This is a genomic window from Deltaproteobacteria bacterium (genome assembly GCA_020848745.1).
Classification (GTDB): domain Bacteria; phylum Desulfobacterota; class Binatia; order UTPRO1; family UTPRO1; genus UTPRO1.
This window is the reverse complement of sequence record JADLHM010000110.1, coordinates 40,711-55,891: the sequence shown is the minus strand read 5'-3', so window position 1 is coordinate 55,891 and position 15,181 is coordinate 40,711. Positions and strand designations below refer to the sequence as shown.

At 65.9% G+C, this 15,181-nt stretch carries 12 protein-coding genes; 4 read left to right on the top strand and 8 right to left on the bottom strand.

Annotated elements, in window-relative coordinates:
* Positions 1 to 29: 29 nt before the first annotated feature.
* From IT293_16475 to IT293_16460, 4 genes are all read left to right on the top strand, one after another.
* Positions 30 to 2,444, top strand: coding sequence for a cbb3-type cytochrome c oxidase subunit I (locus tag IT293_16475; protein ID MCC6766257.1), 2,415 nt, complete (start codon positions 30 to 32; stop codon positions 2,442 to 2,444).
* A gap of 20 nt (positions 2,445 to 2,464) precedes the next feature.
* Positions 2,465 to 3,019 (top strand): hypothetical protein, encoded by a 555-nt coding sequence (locus IT293_16470; GenBank protein ID MCC6766256.1) that lies wholly within the window; start codon positions 2,465 to 2,467, stop codon positions 3,017 to 3,019.
* A gap of 74 nt (positions 3,020 to 3,093) precedes the next feature.
* Positions 3,094 to 3,279 (top strand): hypothetical protein, encoded by a 186-nt coding sequence (locus tag IT293_16465; GenBank protein MCC6766255.1) that lies wholly within the window; start codon positions 3,094 to 3,096, stop codon positions 3,277 to 3,279.
* Between the two features lie 180 nt (positions 3,280 to 3,459).
* On the top strand, positions 3,460 to 4,377 hold the full coding sequence (locus tag IT293_16460) for a hypothetical protein (protein MCC6766254.1): 918 nt from the start codon (positions 3,460 to 3,462) through the stop codon (positions 4,375 to 4,377).
* 83 nt (positions 4,378 to 4,460) lie between these two features.
* On the opposite strand, the gene IT293_16455 is transcribed toward IT293_16460, so the two are convergent.
* Genes IT293_16455 through IT293_16420 form a run of 8 tightly spaced genes read right to left on the bottom strand, consistent with a single transcriptional unit; the run spans position 4,461 to position 15,091 of the window.
* Positions 4,461 to 5,933 carry an NAD(P)/FAD-dependent oxidoreductase gene (locus tag IT293_16455; GenBank protein ID MCC6766253.1) on the bottom strand — a complete coding sequence of 491 codons (1,473 nt, stop codon included), beginning with the start codon at positions 5,931 to 5,933 and terminating at the stop codon, positions 4,461 to 4,463.
* 34 nt (positions 5,934 to 5,967) lie between these two features.
* Positions 5,968 to 7,449 (bottom strand): NAD(P)/FAD-dependent oxidoreductase, encoded by a 1,482-nt coding sequence (locus IT293_16450; GenBank protein ID MCC6766252.1) that lies wholly within the window; start codon positions 7,447 to 7,449, stop codon positions 5,968 to 5,970.
* 12 nt (positions 7,450 to 7,461) lie between these two features.
* Positions 7,462 to 7,905, bottom strand: coding sequence for a hypothetical protein (locus IT293_16445; protein ID MCC6766251.1), 444 nt, complete (start codon positions 7,903 to 7,905; stop codon positions 7,462 to 7,464).
* Complete coding sequence (locus tag IT293_16440) at positions 7,902 to 9,584, bottom strand: NAD(P)/FAD-dependent oxidoreductase (GenBank protein MCC6766250.1); 1,683 nt, start codon at positions 9,582 to 9,584, stop codon at positions 7,902 to 7,904. The genes IT293_16445 and IT293_16440 overlap by 4 nt, the downstream gene beginning before the upstream one ends.
* A gap of 24 nt (positions 9,585 to 9,608) precedes the next feature.
* A complete protein-coding gene (locus IT293_16435; protein ID MCC6766249.1) occupies positions 9,609 to 11,330 on the bottom strand; it encodes an NAD(P)/FAD-dependent oxidoreductase in 1,722 nt (573 codons plus the stop codon).
* Between the two features lie 13 nt (positions 11,331 to 11,343).
* Positions 11,344 to 12,969, bottom strand: coding sequence for an NAD(P)/FAD-dependent oxidoreductase (locus tag IT293_16430; GenBank protein ID MCC6766248.1), 1,626 nt, complete (start codon positions 12,967 to 12,969; stop codon positions 11,344 to 11,346).
* Between the two features lie 26 nt (positions 12,970 to 12,995).
* Positions 12,996 to 14,714 (bottom strand): NAD(P)/FAD-dependent oxidoreductase, encoded by a 1,719-nt coding sequence (locus IT293_16425; protein ID MCC6766247.1) that lies wholly within the window; start codon positions 14,712 to 14,714, stop codon positions 12,996 to 12,998.
* Positions 14,714 to 15,091 (bottom strand): hypothetical protein, encoded by a 378-nt coding sequence (locus IT293_16420; GenBank protein ID MCC6766246.1) that lies wholly within the window; start codon positions 15,089 to 15,091, stop codon positions 14,714 to 14,716. The genes IT293_16425 and IT293_16420 overlap by 1 nt, the downstream gene beginning before the upstream one ends.
* Positions 15,092 to 15,181 lie beyond the last annotated feature (90 nt).

The window sequence follows — 15,181 nt, the reverse complement described above, 5'->3', positions numbered from 1 at the left end:
AGTGACGCACACGTGAGGAGGATCATCACATGCACACTGACGTGAAAGCACGCACCCGAAACTCCCGGACGAGGCAGAACCTCGGCAAATGGATGCTCGCCAAGCCGAATTGGCTGACCCAATTCGCGATCGTCACCGCGGTCAGCCTGCTCGGGTTGATCGCTCTCGGCACCTGGACGTACGGCAGCGCTCCGCCGCGCGTTCCGTTCGTGTCGGCCAGCACCGGCAAGGAGGTGATCCCGCTCTCCGACATCCTGCGCGGACAGGAGCTGTTCCACATCCGCGGCCTGATGTCCTGGGGATCGTTCTGGGGCGACGGCGCGGAACGGGGACCGGACTTCACCGCCGAGGCCCTGCACCACACGGTCGTCTCCATGCGGTCGTTCTACGAGGCCCAAGCGGCGAGCGGCGGCACCTCGAGCCAAACCGACCGCGACGCGATCGCGGTGCGGGTGCAGCGCGAGATCAAGGAGAACGGCTACGACGAGGCCGCGGGCGTCATCCGCATCAACGACGCCCAGATCCGCGCGTATCAGGATCTGCAGACGCACTATGCGCGGGTGTTCACGGACCCGACGTATCCGGCGAAGTTCCGGTTGGCGAACTACATCACCGACCCGAACGACCTGCGGGCGCTCTCCGCATACTTCTTCTGGGGCGGCTGGGTCTCCGGCGCCAAGCGGCCGGGTGAGCCCTACAGCTACACGCACAACTGGCCGTACGATCCCGACGCCGGGAACGTGCCGACCACGCCGACCGTGATGTGGAGCTTCCTGTCGATCCTGGTGCTGTTCGCGGGGGCGATGCTGGTGCTCTACGTCTACGGCCAGATGAAGGAGTTGCCCGGCGATCCGTTCAACGGCGCCAACGGCGGAACGCTGACGACCGCGGAGCTGGAGCGCGGCTACGAGTTCGTTCGACCCACGCAACGCGCCACCTACAAGTTCTTCGCGTTCGCCGTGATCCTCTTCCTGGCCCAGGTCCTCGCCGGCATCCTGAGCGCCGAGGACTTCGTCAGCGGCGGACCCGGGACGGCGATCGTCAAGGTTCTCGGCGTCCCCTTCTCCTTCACGGTGACCAGAGCGTGGCACACGATCCTGCAGATCTACTGGTTCTTCATGTGCTGGGTCGGCTACACGATTTTCTTCTTGCCGCGGCTCTCGCGCGTACCGAACGGGCAGCGCTTCTTGATCAATTTGCTGTTCGCGCTCTGCGTGATCGTCGGCGCCGGCGCGCTGTTCGGCATCTATTTCGGACACATGGGATACATGAGCGACACCGCGTCGTACTGGCTCGGGAGCCAGGGCTGGGAGTTCATGGAGCTCGGCCGCTTCTGGCACATCCTGATGCTCGCCTCGTTCGTACTCTGGATCGCGATCATCTACCGGGGCGTGCGGCCGTGGATCACGAAGCAGAACATGTGGTCGGTGCCAGCATGGCTGTTCTACGGCAGCGGCATCATGGTGTTGTTCCTGTTCTTCGGGCTCGGCGCGACGCCGAGCGGGAACTTCGCCATCACGGACTACTGGCGCTGGATGACCGTGCACATGTGGGTCGAGGTCACGTTCGAGGTGTTCACGACCTGCATCGTCGCCTATCTGCTCGTGCAGATGGGACTGTTGAACCGCTCCATGGCGGAACGGGTCATCTTCTTGGCCGTGATGATGTTTCTGATCACGGCGATCGTCGGCATTTCCCACAACTTCTACTGGATCGCCAAGCCGACGGGCATCATCGCGCTCGGGAGCGTCTTCTCCACCATGCAGGTGCTGCCCCTCCTGCTGATGACGCTGGACGCGTGGCGCATGCGGAACGAGAAGCTCCGGGCGGGCGAGCACAGGGCCCAAGGGAAGCAGAAATTCGTGATGGAAGGCGTGTGGCTGTTCATCCTCGCATGCAACTTCTGGAACATCGTCGGCGCGGGGGTCTTCGGCTCATTGATCAACCTTCCGATCGTGAACTACTTCGAGCACGGGACGTACCTGACGCACAATCATGCCCACGCCGCGATGTTCGGGGTGAAGGGCAACATCGCCCTGGCTGGCGTACTGTTCTGCTGCCAGCACTTGTTCCCGCGCGCCGCCTGGAACGAGAAGCTCCTCCGGACGAGTTTCTGGTCGCTCCAGGCTGGACTCGTGCTGATGATGGTGCTCGATCTGTTTCCCGTCGGTCTGTATCAGATGGCGGCGGTCGTGACGCACGGGTTCTGGTACGCCCGGACCAACGACTTCGTGACCGGCCCCGTGTGGGTGAAGTTGACCTGGCTGCGCACGATCGGAGGGGTCATCTTCCTCTTCGGCGGCGTCCTGCCTCTCCTCTGGTTCATCCTGTCGAGGGGCCGCGTGCTCGTTCGTGAGCTCGAGCTCGAGGAAGGCGAATGGACGGTCTACGAGAAGGACTGGGCCGCCCACGAGGAAGAGATCGAGCACGCCCTGACGTCCTGAAGTGAAGTAAGGAGGTTCGCGTGACCGACTCAGGCACGGCACGCCCTGGTCACGCGACGACCAGCCGGCGGGCAAGGACGGCATGGGGAGCCGTCCTGCTGCTGCTCGCCGGCTGCTCACTGCTCGGGCCGCCCCCGATGGAGCCGTTGACCGAGGCGTCGCTGGCGGCGGCCCGCCAGCGCTGGCAGGCGCACGGTTCCAGCTCCTATCGCGCGGTCGTGCGGGTGCGGCCGCCACGCGCTCCGGTGGAGGTATGGGAGATCGAGGTGGCGGGCGGCACCCTCGTGAAGCGCACCCGCGACGGCCACCCGGTCGGCGGCGCCGACCGGGAGCGCGACGACTACTCGGTCCAGGGGATCTTCGACCTGCTACAGACCGATCTCCGCTGGACGACCATCGAGGCGGTCGGCGACACGCCGGCGGTCGACCTGCGCGCCGAGTTCGACCCCGAAACGGGGCGGCTCGTCCGCTATCGCCGGACCGTCGGCACGACCCGCCGGCGGGTCCTCCTGGTCGAGGTGCTCGCCTACGAGCCGGCGTCGGGCCTGCAGGCGTCGGCCGCCGCGCAGCGGTGAAGCGGCTCGCGCCGACGTACGGCGTGGACGTCCGCGCCGCGGATTCCGTCGGCGGCTCCGGGTAGGACCGCGGCATGGCGGGAAGCCGATGGTCGCGTTGGTTCGGAGTCGAGCGTACGGAACGCGGCTTCCTGCTCGATCCGGACGAACCGAAGGCCCGGACGGGGGAGCGCCTCATCGTCTTCATCGCTTGCTGTGAGGCCTTGGTGCTCCTGAGCGCGGCCTTGTTTGGCTTGTGGCTCTACTCGCACTCGGGGTGAGCCGAAAGAGCATCGCCGCCATCGCGAAGAACGTCAGCCCGAAGCATGATGGACCTCATCTCACTAGACGCCGGGGACGTGCTCGGTTAGGGCTGTTCGAGATCCGTGAAGGCGTGTCCGCAGCCGCCCGGCGACGGCAGCGGGGGCGCTTCACGGACACTCCATCGGCGAGGAGGCGGTATGCGGAGACGGACGGTGTTGGCCCTCGTGGCGTGGTGGCTCCTGGGATGGACCTCGCAGGTCGAAGCATTCATCCCTCCAGCGCCGGCGGCGCTCGAGCGGCCCGATACCCAGGGCGACCAGCTGGTCTTCTACTACGACGCGCGAGAGAACTTCACCACGTTTCTCACCGTGCGGAACGTCATGCCGGGCGAGTTGACGGTCACGGTGCTCTTCTACGCGCCCGGCTTCGACGGTGTGCCGTTCGCCCACACGATCACCCTGCCCGCGTTCGGGCTCCGCGTGCTCGACGTCGGCGAGCTGCGCGCGAGCGGTCTCCCCGCGCAGGCCGGCGCCGCCTTCGCAACCGGCGTGAACGAGGTCGGGACGGCCATCGTGAGCGCCGCCCTCACCGGCAACTTCACGGTCGCGAATCTCGCGACCGGCTCGGCGTGGGGCGCCCCCGCCGCGGCGCGCTCGGCCGTGAACGCCGACGACAGCTTTCCCGACTTCGGCGCCACCATCGACAACCAGATGGTCTCGCTGCGGCCGATCCTCCCGAGTGGCCTCGATCTCTCCGCCTATTACAACCCGGACGATCTCGCCTCCTCGGATCTCGGGGGCGACCAGCTCATCTTCGTGAACTTCGAGGATGTCTCGGGCCTGCCGCTCCGCGCGCAGGTCGGCGCGACGGACTGGAACGTCTTCGCCGCGGGCGCCGACGGATCCACGATCGCCGACACCGGATTCACGGCGACGGGCGTCGTGGTGACCAACCTCGCGACGGTCGTGGGCGCCGACGTCGGCGGCTCGAGCGGCAGCATCCGCTTCACCTCGTTCGTCTTTCCCCCGCGCGCGACCCGGCTGATCTTCTTCGCCGAAGCACTCGGGACCTTCGGCACCGGTTACCTGCTACCGCCAGTGCCGACGTTGCTGTGACCAGCGGCGTCGGCACTGACGTGGCGGCTGGAGAACGGTGAGCCCGAAGCCCGTGCCGGTGGATTGACCATCGCGCCGGACCATCACGCGGCCCGCGACGCGTGATGGTGGCGGAACACGGCCTCAGCGACGTTCCTCCCCGAGGCGATCGCCTGCTGCGTCCCGACGCCACTTCCACCGGCGTCGCAGCCGACGACGAACAGGCCGCGAACCGGAGCCTGGATGGACGGCTTGCTCGGCCCGCACTGGCCGACGATCTGCCCGAGGCCGATGGTCTCGCCGCCGTGGCCATGGATCGCGGACTCGCGCGTGAGGTTGGAGACGTCCTTCGGCGTGTAGAGCTCCTTCTCCTCGATGGCGTCTTCCAGCGCGGGGAACGCCTTGAAGATCACGTCCTCCCCGGCCTGGGCCCAGGCCTCGATCTCCGCGCGCGTCATCTGCGGACTCGGCGGGCAGAAGGAGCCCGTCAGCACCATCTGCTTGCCGGCGGGAGCCGCTTCCGGATCGTAGTTCGATGGAACCTCGAAGTAGACGACGCCTTCACGTGAGGCCTGGCCGGCATGCGCCTTCTCGAGCCGATCGAGAGTCCACGGGCTGGTGTCCGAGAACACCACGCCGAACGCGGCATCGATCACCGGTCGGCGCAGGAAATAGCGATACCCGAGCAGCGACCACGAGGGGACCAGACGCTCGACGTATTCCCGGTATTCGGGCGGACAGTCTCGCTCGCCGAGCAATCTCAGGACCGTCGGCTGCAGGCCGGCGTTGCTGATGACGATCGGGGCGCGGAACGTCCCGGCGCTGGTGACGACCCCGGCGACCGCGCCGTCCTCCACGAGGATGCGTTCGGTCTTGGTCTTCATCAGCACGGTGCCGCCGAAGCGGCGCACCGCCTCGCAATACGCCTCGGCGACACGGCCGAAGCCGCCTCGACAGAACATGCCTCCGTGCCGGAGAAACATGTCCTGCAGGCTCGCGATGGCCTCCGCCGCATCCAGTTGGTCGACCGGCACCATGAACATGCCGTCGCAGCAATTGCTCACCAGGAACGCGTAGAGCGAACGCGGAATGTGCTGACGTTCGATCCAGTCCTGGAAGCTGACGCCGTGGAGTTTCGCGATCTCCTCGGGCGGCATCATCGTCAGTCCGGCGAAGAACATCAGGGCCGCATCCCGATCGGCGGGCGCGACCTCGAGCCAGTCGAAGATCTGCATCGGGTCGGTCTGTCCGACGGGCATGTCGGGCACCCGCGTGTACGCGCCCGACGAGGTTTTGTAGAGGCTCGCGGGAGCGCCGGGCGTGACCAGTTGGACGAGATCCTCCACGCCGAGCTCCTTCGCTACGGCCTCGTAGAGGTTGCCGATCACCGGGGCGCCGATGACGACCCACGCGGTGTAGGTGAAGCCGTGCTTGCTGAGGCTCATCGCCTTGCCGCCGGCCCTGGCGTTCTTCTCGACGAGGAGGACCCGGAGCCCGCGCTTTGCCAGCAGACCGGCGCACGCACTGCCGCCGAAGCCCGCTCCGATCACGATCACGTCGTACGATGTCTCTGCCATCTCACACCTCGCTCTGTTCGCAATCCGAACGGGATTACTGGGTCTTGTGGAGCTTGTTGAGAAAGTGTCCGACCAACCGCGCCACCTCGATCCCCGAACAGGCCGCCTGATGCGTGCCCATACCGGCACCACCGGCATCGGCTCCCGCGTAGTAGAGGCCGCGAATGGGTGCGGCCGGGTCGGGCTTCATCTTGCCGCACTGGCCGACGATCTGCCCGAGGCCGACGCACTCGCCGCCCTGACCGGGGAGCACGCCGTCGCGGGTCATCTTGCTGATGTCGCGCGGCCCGGCGTACTCCTTGCGTTCGATCGCGTTCCAGATCTCCGGAAAGAACTTCACCATCTGCTCGTCCATGCGCTTCCACAATCCCGCGATCTCCTCGGCTTCGGGATTGGGTGAGCAGATGGTCCCGGAAACCAGGACCTGCTTGCCGGGCGGCGCCGCCTCTTCGTCGTAGAAAGAGTGGTTGCACATGAAGAGGATCACCTCGTCGGGAATCCGACCCTCCTTGACGCGCCGGAAGCGCTCCATGTTCCACCAACTGTCGTCCGAGTAGGCGACGTACATGGGTACGTCCATGACGGGCTTGTTCAGGAAGTAGCGGATGCTGGTGAATCCCCAGCCGGGAGCCAGTCCCTTGATGTAGTTCAGGTAGCTGCGATCGAAGTGCTGCGCGTCGACCAGCTTCAGGACCGTCGGCTGGATGCCGGCGCTGCTCACCACGACCCGTGCCGCGAACGTCCCCTTCGTCGTCGTCACGCCGGTGACGGCGCCGTCCTCGACGATGATCTTCTCGACCTTGGCGCTGCGGACGATGACACCGCCGTTCTTTTCGAACTCGCGCGCCATGACGTCGGTGAGCAAGCCGAAGCCGCCTTTGTATTGGCCGCCTCCTCCCTGCAGCATGATCTGCTTGAGGATGCGAATCTGCTCCGATGCCGCCACGAGATCGATCGGCTCGGCAAGCGACGCGTTGGCGTGAAACGCCATGTAGCTGTAGAGCGCCTCCGGCGTGTCGCGGCGCGCCAGGAACTCGTGCATGCTGACGCCGTCGAGCGTATCGACCTGCTCGTCGGGCATCGTCGCGATCTCGGCCATGATCGCGACGACCTTTTGCTGGGCCTCTTCGTCGATCTCCCACAGCCGAAAGAACGGGGTGGCGTCGGTCATCGCCTGCGACTGCGCGGCGAGCTTGTAGTCCTTCCAGTCCCGGCGGCGGTAGCAGATCTTGATGACGTCCCGCGTGTCGTCGGGCTGCAGCGCCGGCCGGAACTCGTCACCGACACCGAGCTCTACGAAGATCGACTCGAAGGCGGGCTGGCGCATGGGGACCTGCCCGTGAGGAAAGAGGTCGTAGGCGTAGCCGTCCTTCTTGACGCTCACCATCTTGCCGCCGAGGAAGCCGTTCTTCTCGACCAACAGGGTGGCGATGCCTCGCTTCTGGAGGAGCGTCGCACACGAAAGGCCACCGGGGCCGCTCCCGATCACGATCGCGTCGTAGTGCCGTGCATCCATTGGCGGATCTCCTCAGCTCGTCAGCATCCGCTCCACGGCGCCGAGCAACCGATGGTGCTTCTCGCTATCCATGGTCATGGCCTCCAGCAAGATGCCGACGATTGCGCCGTCGTCGCCGGCACCAGCCAATCGCGCCTGGGTGTCGCGGCACGCCTCGATGGTCTCGAGCTCGTGCTTGCGGAGGAGCTTCGTCAGGCGGAGCAACTCGGCACGATCGGCCTCCGGTGGAATCGCGCGCGCGTGCTCCGCGGGGGCCGCACGCAGCCACGTCGCCAGGGTCCGCAAGAGGAGGTGATGGAGCTCCTCTTCGGTCAAGATGTGGCTCACGAGGTTCCCCGCGGCGCCGCTTCCGAGCTTCTCGGCGAGGACGCGATACTCCGCCAGGATCTTCCCCTCTTCGTCCGCGTGGCGCTCGAATTGCGCCGCAAGGGATGTCCGCTCCGTGGAATCCATCATTCGAGGTACGTCTTGATGTACCGTTCCATGACCGGGGTCGGCTTCCACCACTTCGGGACGCCGAGATCCTCCGCCACACGGTTGGCACCGAGATACCCCGGACCACCGAGGACGAGGCCTCCGGGATAGGTCGAGACCCCGCAAACGTAGAGGCCTTCGATCGGCGTGGCGGTGCTCGAGCACTCTTGATTGGGCCGGTAGCACCCCATCTGCAAGGGCCGATAGTCGCCGTGCTTGATCGACCCGCGCCGCATGTTCGGAAAGCGGATCTCGATTTCCTCGGGGTCCTCCATCGCCGTGCTGATGATCGTGCCGGCGAGATTGGGCGCCGCCTTCTGCCACTTGGCGAGCATGGCCGCCTTGATCTCGTCGCGACGATTCACCCAGCCGCCCTCGAGCCCGTAGGGCGCATGGATCTGGAACATCGAGACGAATTTTCCCGGACGGTCGCTCAGCGTGGGATCGAACAGGCTCTCGCAGGTCGAGTGGCCGCCGAAGTTGTTCAGGTCGAGCCTGCCCTGCGTGACGTTGTCCCAGTGGGTGAGCAGGCTTTCGACGCCCTCGATGCCGACGACGGTGGCGAACGCCTCGTTGATCCACGGATCGTCGGTGACGTACTTGGGCGCCTCGTCGGCCGCGATGTGGAGGGTGTTGAAGCTCCACTTGTCCCACGCCCACCCCTTCACCGCGTCCCGGAGCGATGTCGGCAGCGCCGCCTCGCCGACCATGTCGAGGAACGTCGTATGCGGGTCCAGCGTGGACATCACCGCCTTGGCTCGCAGCACGCGATCCTCGTGCACGATGTGCACGCCGACCGCGCGGCCGTTCTCGACGATGATCCGGTCGACGGTGGCGGCGTCGAGGATCACGCCGCCGTACTTTACGACCTGTCGCGCCAGCGCGCTCCCGAACTTGTGGGAGCCGCCGTAGCAGTAACACTTGTTCATGGCGCGATCGAGCATGAGCGGAACCATGAAGCCGAGGCCGGTCTCGCGCGGGTCGAGTCCCCACATGCAGGTCGCGTACAGCATCAGGGCACGGACCTTGTCGTGCTCGAAGGTCTCCGTGATGAGCTGCAACGGGCTCAGCTCCCCGAGCTCCAGCATCTGCTGCCCGACCTTGGTGCGTTGCATGGCCATGGTGATCTCGATCGGCGCCATGGGCGGGATGTAGGTGGCGGGCGCGATGATGTCGTCGACGATCCGCCGCCAATCGCGAATCACCCGGCCGAAGGTGCCGGCGTCCTTGAAGGAATACTTGCTGATCGAATCCTTGGTGTCCTGGGTCATGCGGGCCAGGAGCACGGAGGAGCCGTCTTCGAACAGCATCCCCGTCTGGCGATTGGGCTTGATCCACGTCACCGCGGGCGCTTCGAGCTCGAAGTCCCGGATCGCCGGCATGTAGTCCACCATCATGTGGTAGAGCACGTGCGGGTTGGAGGAGTAGCAGGGGTAGAGGTTCTCCTCGGTGGCCAGACCGCCACCCGCCTCGAAGCGACGCTCGCAGACGGCGACGCTCAGGCCCGCCCGGGCGAGGTAGGCGCCGGCGATGAGACCGTTGGGACCGGCGCCGATGATTACGACGTCGAACTCGCTCTCCCGCGGAAACTCTTCCTGCATGTGCCCGAAGGGATTGCTCGGGTCGAAGGTGAACTCGGAGGTGTACTTGAAATTTGGCATCGTCGGCCTCGTCCTTCTCGAGCGTCAGCCGCGGCGCGCGGAAATCTTGCCCTGCTCCGGAATGTACCAGGGCGACGCGTACCACCAGTCACCAGGCTCGGCGATGCCGTCCTCGATGAGGATGTGCATCAGGTTGTAGGGAATGGCCATGAGGCAGAGCCCGCCGGGGTGCCCCGAGGTCTGATGCGCGTGATAGAGCCCCTCGATCGGCGTCCGGTAGCGCGCCAACTCGGGGATCGGTCGATTCGTCCACAGCTGGTCCTCGTCGTGGCGACTGCCGCACCACGTACCGCCGATGATGCCGGAGTTACGGAACTCCACGTCGCGACCGGTGGCACTCCAATGGTGGATGACGTTGTCGTCCTCGAGGCCGTCCAGCATCTGGCCGTAGGACTTCCGCATGTACGCATCCATCTCGGCCTTGTACTTGTCCGGCGCGTCTTCCCCTTCTTGATGGTAGTCGGGTGACGTGACCGCCATCTCGTACGATTGCGAAATGTAGCCGCGTGAGGGCGGGTAGTTCGCCTGGCAGTCGGTCGGATCGAAGTTCTGCGGCGGCGCCTGGAACCACATCGCACGCTCCGGAGGTACCGTCGGTTGTCCCTTGCGGCCGTCCACGTCGGCGACGTTCTCGTAGTAGATCTCGCGCGAGTCGCAGGGGTAGATGCCGAGGAACGGCTGTTTGTTGGGTCCCGTCACGCGTTCGTCCCGGGCCCACGTCGGCTTCAATCGCAGCTGCGTCTTGGTGTGGAAGACGGACACGTAGAGGGTCTGGTTCTTCAGGCTGATGTCCCGGATCTTCTGGATGAACCCGGGGTCCAGGTGCCGTGGGCCGATCATCTTGAGGAAGGCCTGGTGCACGTCGATCGCCGCGATCACGGCCTTGTTGGCGCGGATCGTTCGTCCGCCCCACGCCGCGGTCTCGCGCAGCCGCACGCCGACGGCCCGCCCGTCCTCGATGATGATCTCCTCGACCGGACAACACGTCCGGACGACCGCCCCCTTGTGCACGGCGGCGCGATGGATGGCGTGGAAATAGCCGTGCAGGCCGCCCCGCGGGATGCTGTTCTGCCCGGTGTTCGGCATCGTGAGGAGTTGCACGCACAGCGCCGCCGGAATCGCGACGCCTTCCCAGTGGCCCGCGGCTCCGGACGCCCACGCCGCGAAGGCCATGGCGGCCTTGAAGTGCTCGGTCTCGCAGTGCTCGTCGAGGAGATCGAGCATCGTCATCTCCCGGAGCTCGTGCGTGTACATGTCGGGCTGGTGCTGCTTGTACACCTGCATGTACGGCACGTTGTCGTCCGTGACCTCGACCCCGCGAGGATGCGGCGGACACCAGAAAGTGGCGCGCATCAGCTCCCGCGTGAACGGCGGTGAGCCGAGGAGTCCGCCGATCTTCGCCCATCCCATCTTGTCCTGGGCGGAAATCGGCCGCCACCCGTCGGTGCATGCCAGCGCGGCGGTATCTTCGTTGGCGCCGTATCCGGGCCACCAGGTCATGCGGAAGCCGTACTTGTGCAGCTCCAGCTGATCGAATCCCGGCGCCGGCGACGCGTACATCAGCACCGCGTGCGGATAGATGCGCACGCCGGGGATCGGCTCCTGCGTTTCGCAGGCCCCGCCGCATTCCGTGCGTTCCTCGAGCACGCACACGCTGAGGCCGCACTTGGCGAGATAGGCGGCCGTCGCCATCCCGTTGGGACCGGCGCCGATGATGACGATGTCGAACCGCTCGTCCTTGCTCATACACGCTCCTGCATTAGACGTACCCGTTCTCTCTTGCCGCCGTGACGTACTCCGGCTCCGTCCACCATTTCTGGATGCCGAAATCCTCGGCGATGGCGTTGGCACAGTTGTAGCCGGGCCCGAAGAGCACCATGCCCCCGGGAGCGACGCTCGCACCGCCGAGATAGAGGTTCTCCACGGGCGTGCGATACTGCGAGCACTCCTGATTCGGCCTGAGGTAGCCCATCTGCAGCGGGTGATAGGCCCCCTGCTTGTAGCTCCCGCGCACCATGTTCGCGAACTTGTTCTCGATGTCCGCGGGCGTCGTGAGGTAGGTCCAGAGTACCTTGTCCCTGGTGACGTTGGGGGCGTAGCGCTGCAGGACGCCGATCTGCCGCTCGGCCGCCTCCTCGCGAAACCGGTGGCTCAGCCAGCGTTCCGAGCCGCCGTCGCAGAGCTCGAACGGCGCCATCTGCGAGAGCAACCCCGACGCGCGACCGGGCGGCGCCTGATACGGATCGTGAACGCTCGGGAAGCAGCAGTTGAATCCCGCCTGGGCCGGCAGGGTTCCCGCGCTCATGGCATCCCAGTGTCCCTTCAGATCGGCGAGGCTCTCGTAGCCGAGGACGTGGATGAAGGCGCGATCGAGATCGGGGCAGGACTCGGCGGCCTTGAATCGCGGCGGCTCGGCCAGCGCCAGATGCTGAACGCAGAGGCTCCACTTTTCCCACTGCCACAGATTGATCATCTCGACGAACTCGCGATCGAGCGCGTCCTCCCCGACGTACCTCAAGAACGTCTGATGGGGGTCGATGGTGCTCACCACCGCCTTGGCCGCGAGGAACTGCGTGCCATCCTCCAGCTCTACGCCCGTGGCGGCGCCGTTCTCCACGATGATGCGCCGGATCTGAGCGGTGGTCCGGATCTGTCCCCCGTGCTCGAAGGTCGCCCTGAGCAGCACGCTCGCCGCCCGGTGCGACCCGCCCGCCGTGAGGCGGTAGTGGCGCATCCGATCGAGATAGATCGGCACCATGTAGCTGACGCCGGATTGCGCGTAGTCGAGACCCCAATGACACGCCATGTAGAGCATCAGGGTCCGGACGTGCTCGTCCTCGAACCGCTCGCAGACGATCTCCTCGGGAGTCTTGTCGGTGTACGCGGACAGCACGCGGCCGAGCTCCGTCAGCTCCGCTTTGGCGGCCATCAGCGGCGCGGCATCCATCGGCACGTAGGTCTGCGGCGCAAGGATGTTCTCCATTAGCTCGCCGTGCTCGCGCTGCATGTCGCGGTAGCTGTCCGCGTCGCGCTTCGAGAACGCGGCGATCGACGCGCAGGTCCGCTCGAGATCGCGGTAGATCGCGAGCGCGCGGCCGTCGGCGAGCGACAGCGCCACCTGCAGCTCCGGATAGATGTGTCGGACGCCGCGCTCCTCGAAGCCGAAGTCCCGGTACACCGGCGCGTAGTCCACCATCATCATGTAGACGGCGTGCGTGTTGTGGTAGAAGTCGGGGATCGTGACCTGTTCGGTCGCGAGACCGCCGCCGGCTTCGTGGCGCTTCTCCAGCAACAGAACCTTCTGCCCGGCCTTGCTGAGATAGGCGGCGATCGCGAGCCCATTGGGTCCGCTGCCGATGATGATGACGTCGTAGGTCTGCGTCATGTCTCGGACCTTCGCCGCGGCGACGCCTATCGGCGGCACGCCTCCCGTACCCGCTGCTTCACGATCGCGAGCTGCGCGACGAGCGAATCGGGCTCTTCCTTGCCGGGTTCCTCCCACGGCTTCCCGAGCCCGAGGTCCTTGGCGATGACGCGGTAGCAGTTGTACGCCTCGGTCGAGCCGGCATTGGATCCGACGTGCCACGCGCCGCCCGTGGCGTAGAGGTTCTTGATGGGCGTGCGATGGTTGGCGAGCTCCGGCGTCGGACGGTTCTCTTCGATCTGGAACGGGGACCGATCGATGCCGGCCATCGTTCCGTTGATGCCCAGGTTGCGCATTCGCCTGTGGTCATACGACGTGTTCGTGTCGACGCCGATCACGTTGTCCCAGGTCATGTTCGGTGCGTAGTCCTGCCAGAGGCCGATCAGCTCGTCCGCATAGCGCTTCTTGATCTCCAACCACTCCTTCTCGGTGTGCGCGCCGGCGGGCGGACCGAGCTGCTCGTTGAACACCACGTGCTTCCCGGGCGGCGCGAAGGCCGGATCCACGAGGCTGTGACAGCCGACCGTGGGCGCATAATCCTCCAGCGGAGGGAACTTCCCGAGCTTCTGGTACATGCACTCGCGCGCGATGTGCATGGGGTCGGGATCCGGCTGCATTCCCAGCCACTGGCATTCGTGGATGTCGGGGTTGAAGCGCTCGGCCTCGTACGACGGCGCCTCGTGAACCGCGAAGCTGTACCACATCAGGCAGCCGAACGTGTCATCCAGGAGGTCGACGCGCTTCTTCAACGTGGCGTCGCAATGCTGTTCGCCGATCAGCTCGAAGATCAGCTGCCGCGGCGAGAGCGTGCTCACCACGAGCTTGCGGGCGGCGACCTCGGTGCCGTCGGCGAGCCGGATGCCGGTCACCGTCCCGTTCTCGATGACGGCGCGCTGCACCTCCACGTTGGTGAAGAACCGGCATCCGCTCTGGACGAGGATCTGATGGGCAGCGTGCGCGATCTGATGCGTGCCGCCGCGATTGAAGCCGATCGTCGGCAGGGTCAGCGCCATCCCCATCGTGTACATGCCCAAGCCCGGCTCGTTGATGTCGATGACGGACGACACGGCGAAGCGCAGCACGCAGGACTGCAGCTCCGGGCTGTCGAACCATTCCTGGGCCGCGCGCAGGCCGCTCGCCTTCATGGACAAAGAATCGGGAACCAGGCCGGCGGCCATCAGCCCAGGGAACATCATCATCTTGCGTTCCTCGACGGCGCCGGTGAGCCGGTCTTCCGCCGGCAAGAACAGCGAGTCGATGAGCACGCGCTTGTACTCCTCGGATTCGGAGATCGCGTGGAGCTTTCGCCAGGTGTCAGCGTCCCGCTGCGAGAAGCGGGCGATTTCCTGCGCCGTGCGCTCCCACGTGGGATCGTGCTTCTCGCTGTAGATCGCGAGGCAGTTTTGCTTGTCCTTGAAGACGAATCCGTCGCTGCACGTATGCTGCTCCCATTGCGCGCCGTAGTCCCAGAACTGGGGGAAATCGCGCCAGATCGGCGCGTAATACCAGGGGAGGATGATGTTCGCGTGCGTGTTCCCGCGAAAGCCGGGAGCCGCGAGCTCCTCGGTAGCCAAGCAACCGCCGATCTCGTGCCGCCGTTCGAAGATGCCGACGCTCATGCCGCCGTACTTGATGAGATAGAGCGCGAGCAGAAGCGCCTTGTTACCGCCCCCGACGATGACGGCGTCGAACGACAGGTCCGCCATCAGAAATCCCCTGGATGTACCGGCTCCCGGAACCACGCACGGACGTTGAACAGGAACGACATCACGGAGCGCTTCATCATCGCCCGCAGGAGCATGCGCAGGTCCTTGTGGCTCAGACCGCCGCGGATCTTCCATCGCACCGGCTTGGTGGTCTGCAGCTCCATGATCAGGTAGTCACCCTGGCGGCTCAGCCCGACGATCTCGGCGACGAGCTCCGCCTTCCCGAGTCCGGTCGACCGCATCAGCATGGCGCCGCGGGAGCCGGTGGCCTCGCCCGATCCGGGCGGCTCCTCCTTGCTGGACAGGCGCTTGGTGGCGACCACCGTCGGGCGCGCCTCTGGCGGCGCCACCGCTTCCGCGTTCCGGCTCAACGTCATTGCGGCACCTCCGGTCATTGCGACACCTCCGATGGATTCGAGCGCCAGGGCCCCGGAGCCCCCGGCATCGACAATCGTAGAGACGACTCC

What these genes read in the sequence shown, in the direction of transcription:
- IT293_16475 (MCC6766257.1), top strand. Translation starts at nt 30, where the DNA reads ATGCACACTGACGTGAAAGCACGCACCCGAAACTCCCGGACGAGGCAG.
- IT293_16465 (MCC6766255.1), top strand. Translation starts at nt 3,094, where the DNA reads ATGGCGGGAAGCCGATGGTCGCGTTGGTTCGGAGTCGAGCGTACGGAA.
- IT293_16460 (MCC6766254.1), top strand. Translation starts at nt 3,460, where the DNA reads ATGCGGAGACGGACGGTGTTGGCCCTCGTGGCGTGGTGGCTCCTGGGA.
- IT293_16455 (MCC6766253.1), bottom strand. Translation starts at nt 5,933, where the DNA reads ATGGCAGAGACATCGTACGACGTGATCGTGATCGGAGCGGGCTTCGGC.
- IT293_16450 (MCC6766252.1), bottom strand. Translation starts at nt 7,449, where the DNA reads ATGGATGCACGGCACTACGACGCGATCGTGATCGGGAGCGGCCCCGGT.
- IT293_16445 (MCC6766251.1), bottom strand. Translation starts at nt 7,905, where the DNA reads ATGATGGATTCCACGGAGCGGACATCCCTTGCGGCGCAATTCGAGCGC.
- IT293_16440 (MCC6766250.1), bottom strand. Translation starts at nt 9,584, where the DNA reads ATGCCAAATTTCAAGTACACCTCCGAGTTCACCTTCGACCCGAGCAAT.
- IT293_16435 (MCC6766249.1), bottom strand. Translation starts at nt 11,330, where the DNA reads ATGAGCAAGGACGAGCGGTTCGACATCGTCATCATCGGCGCCGGTCCC.
- IT293_16430 (MCC6766248.1), bottom strand. Translation starts at nt 12,969, where the DNA reads ATGACGCAGACCTACGACGTCATCATCATCGGCAGCGGACCCAATGGG.
- IT293_16425 (MCC6766247.1), bottom strand. Translation starts at nt 14,714, where the DNA reads ATGGCGGACCTGTCGTTCGACGCCGTCATCGTCGGGGGCGGTAACAAG.
- IT293_16420 (MCC6766246.1), bottom strand. Translation starts at nt 15,091, where the DNA reads ATGACGTTGAGCCGGAACGCGGAAGCGGTGGCGCCGCCAGAGGCGCGC.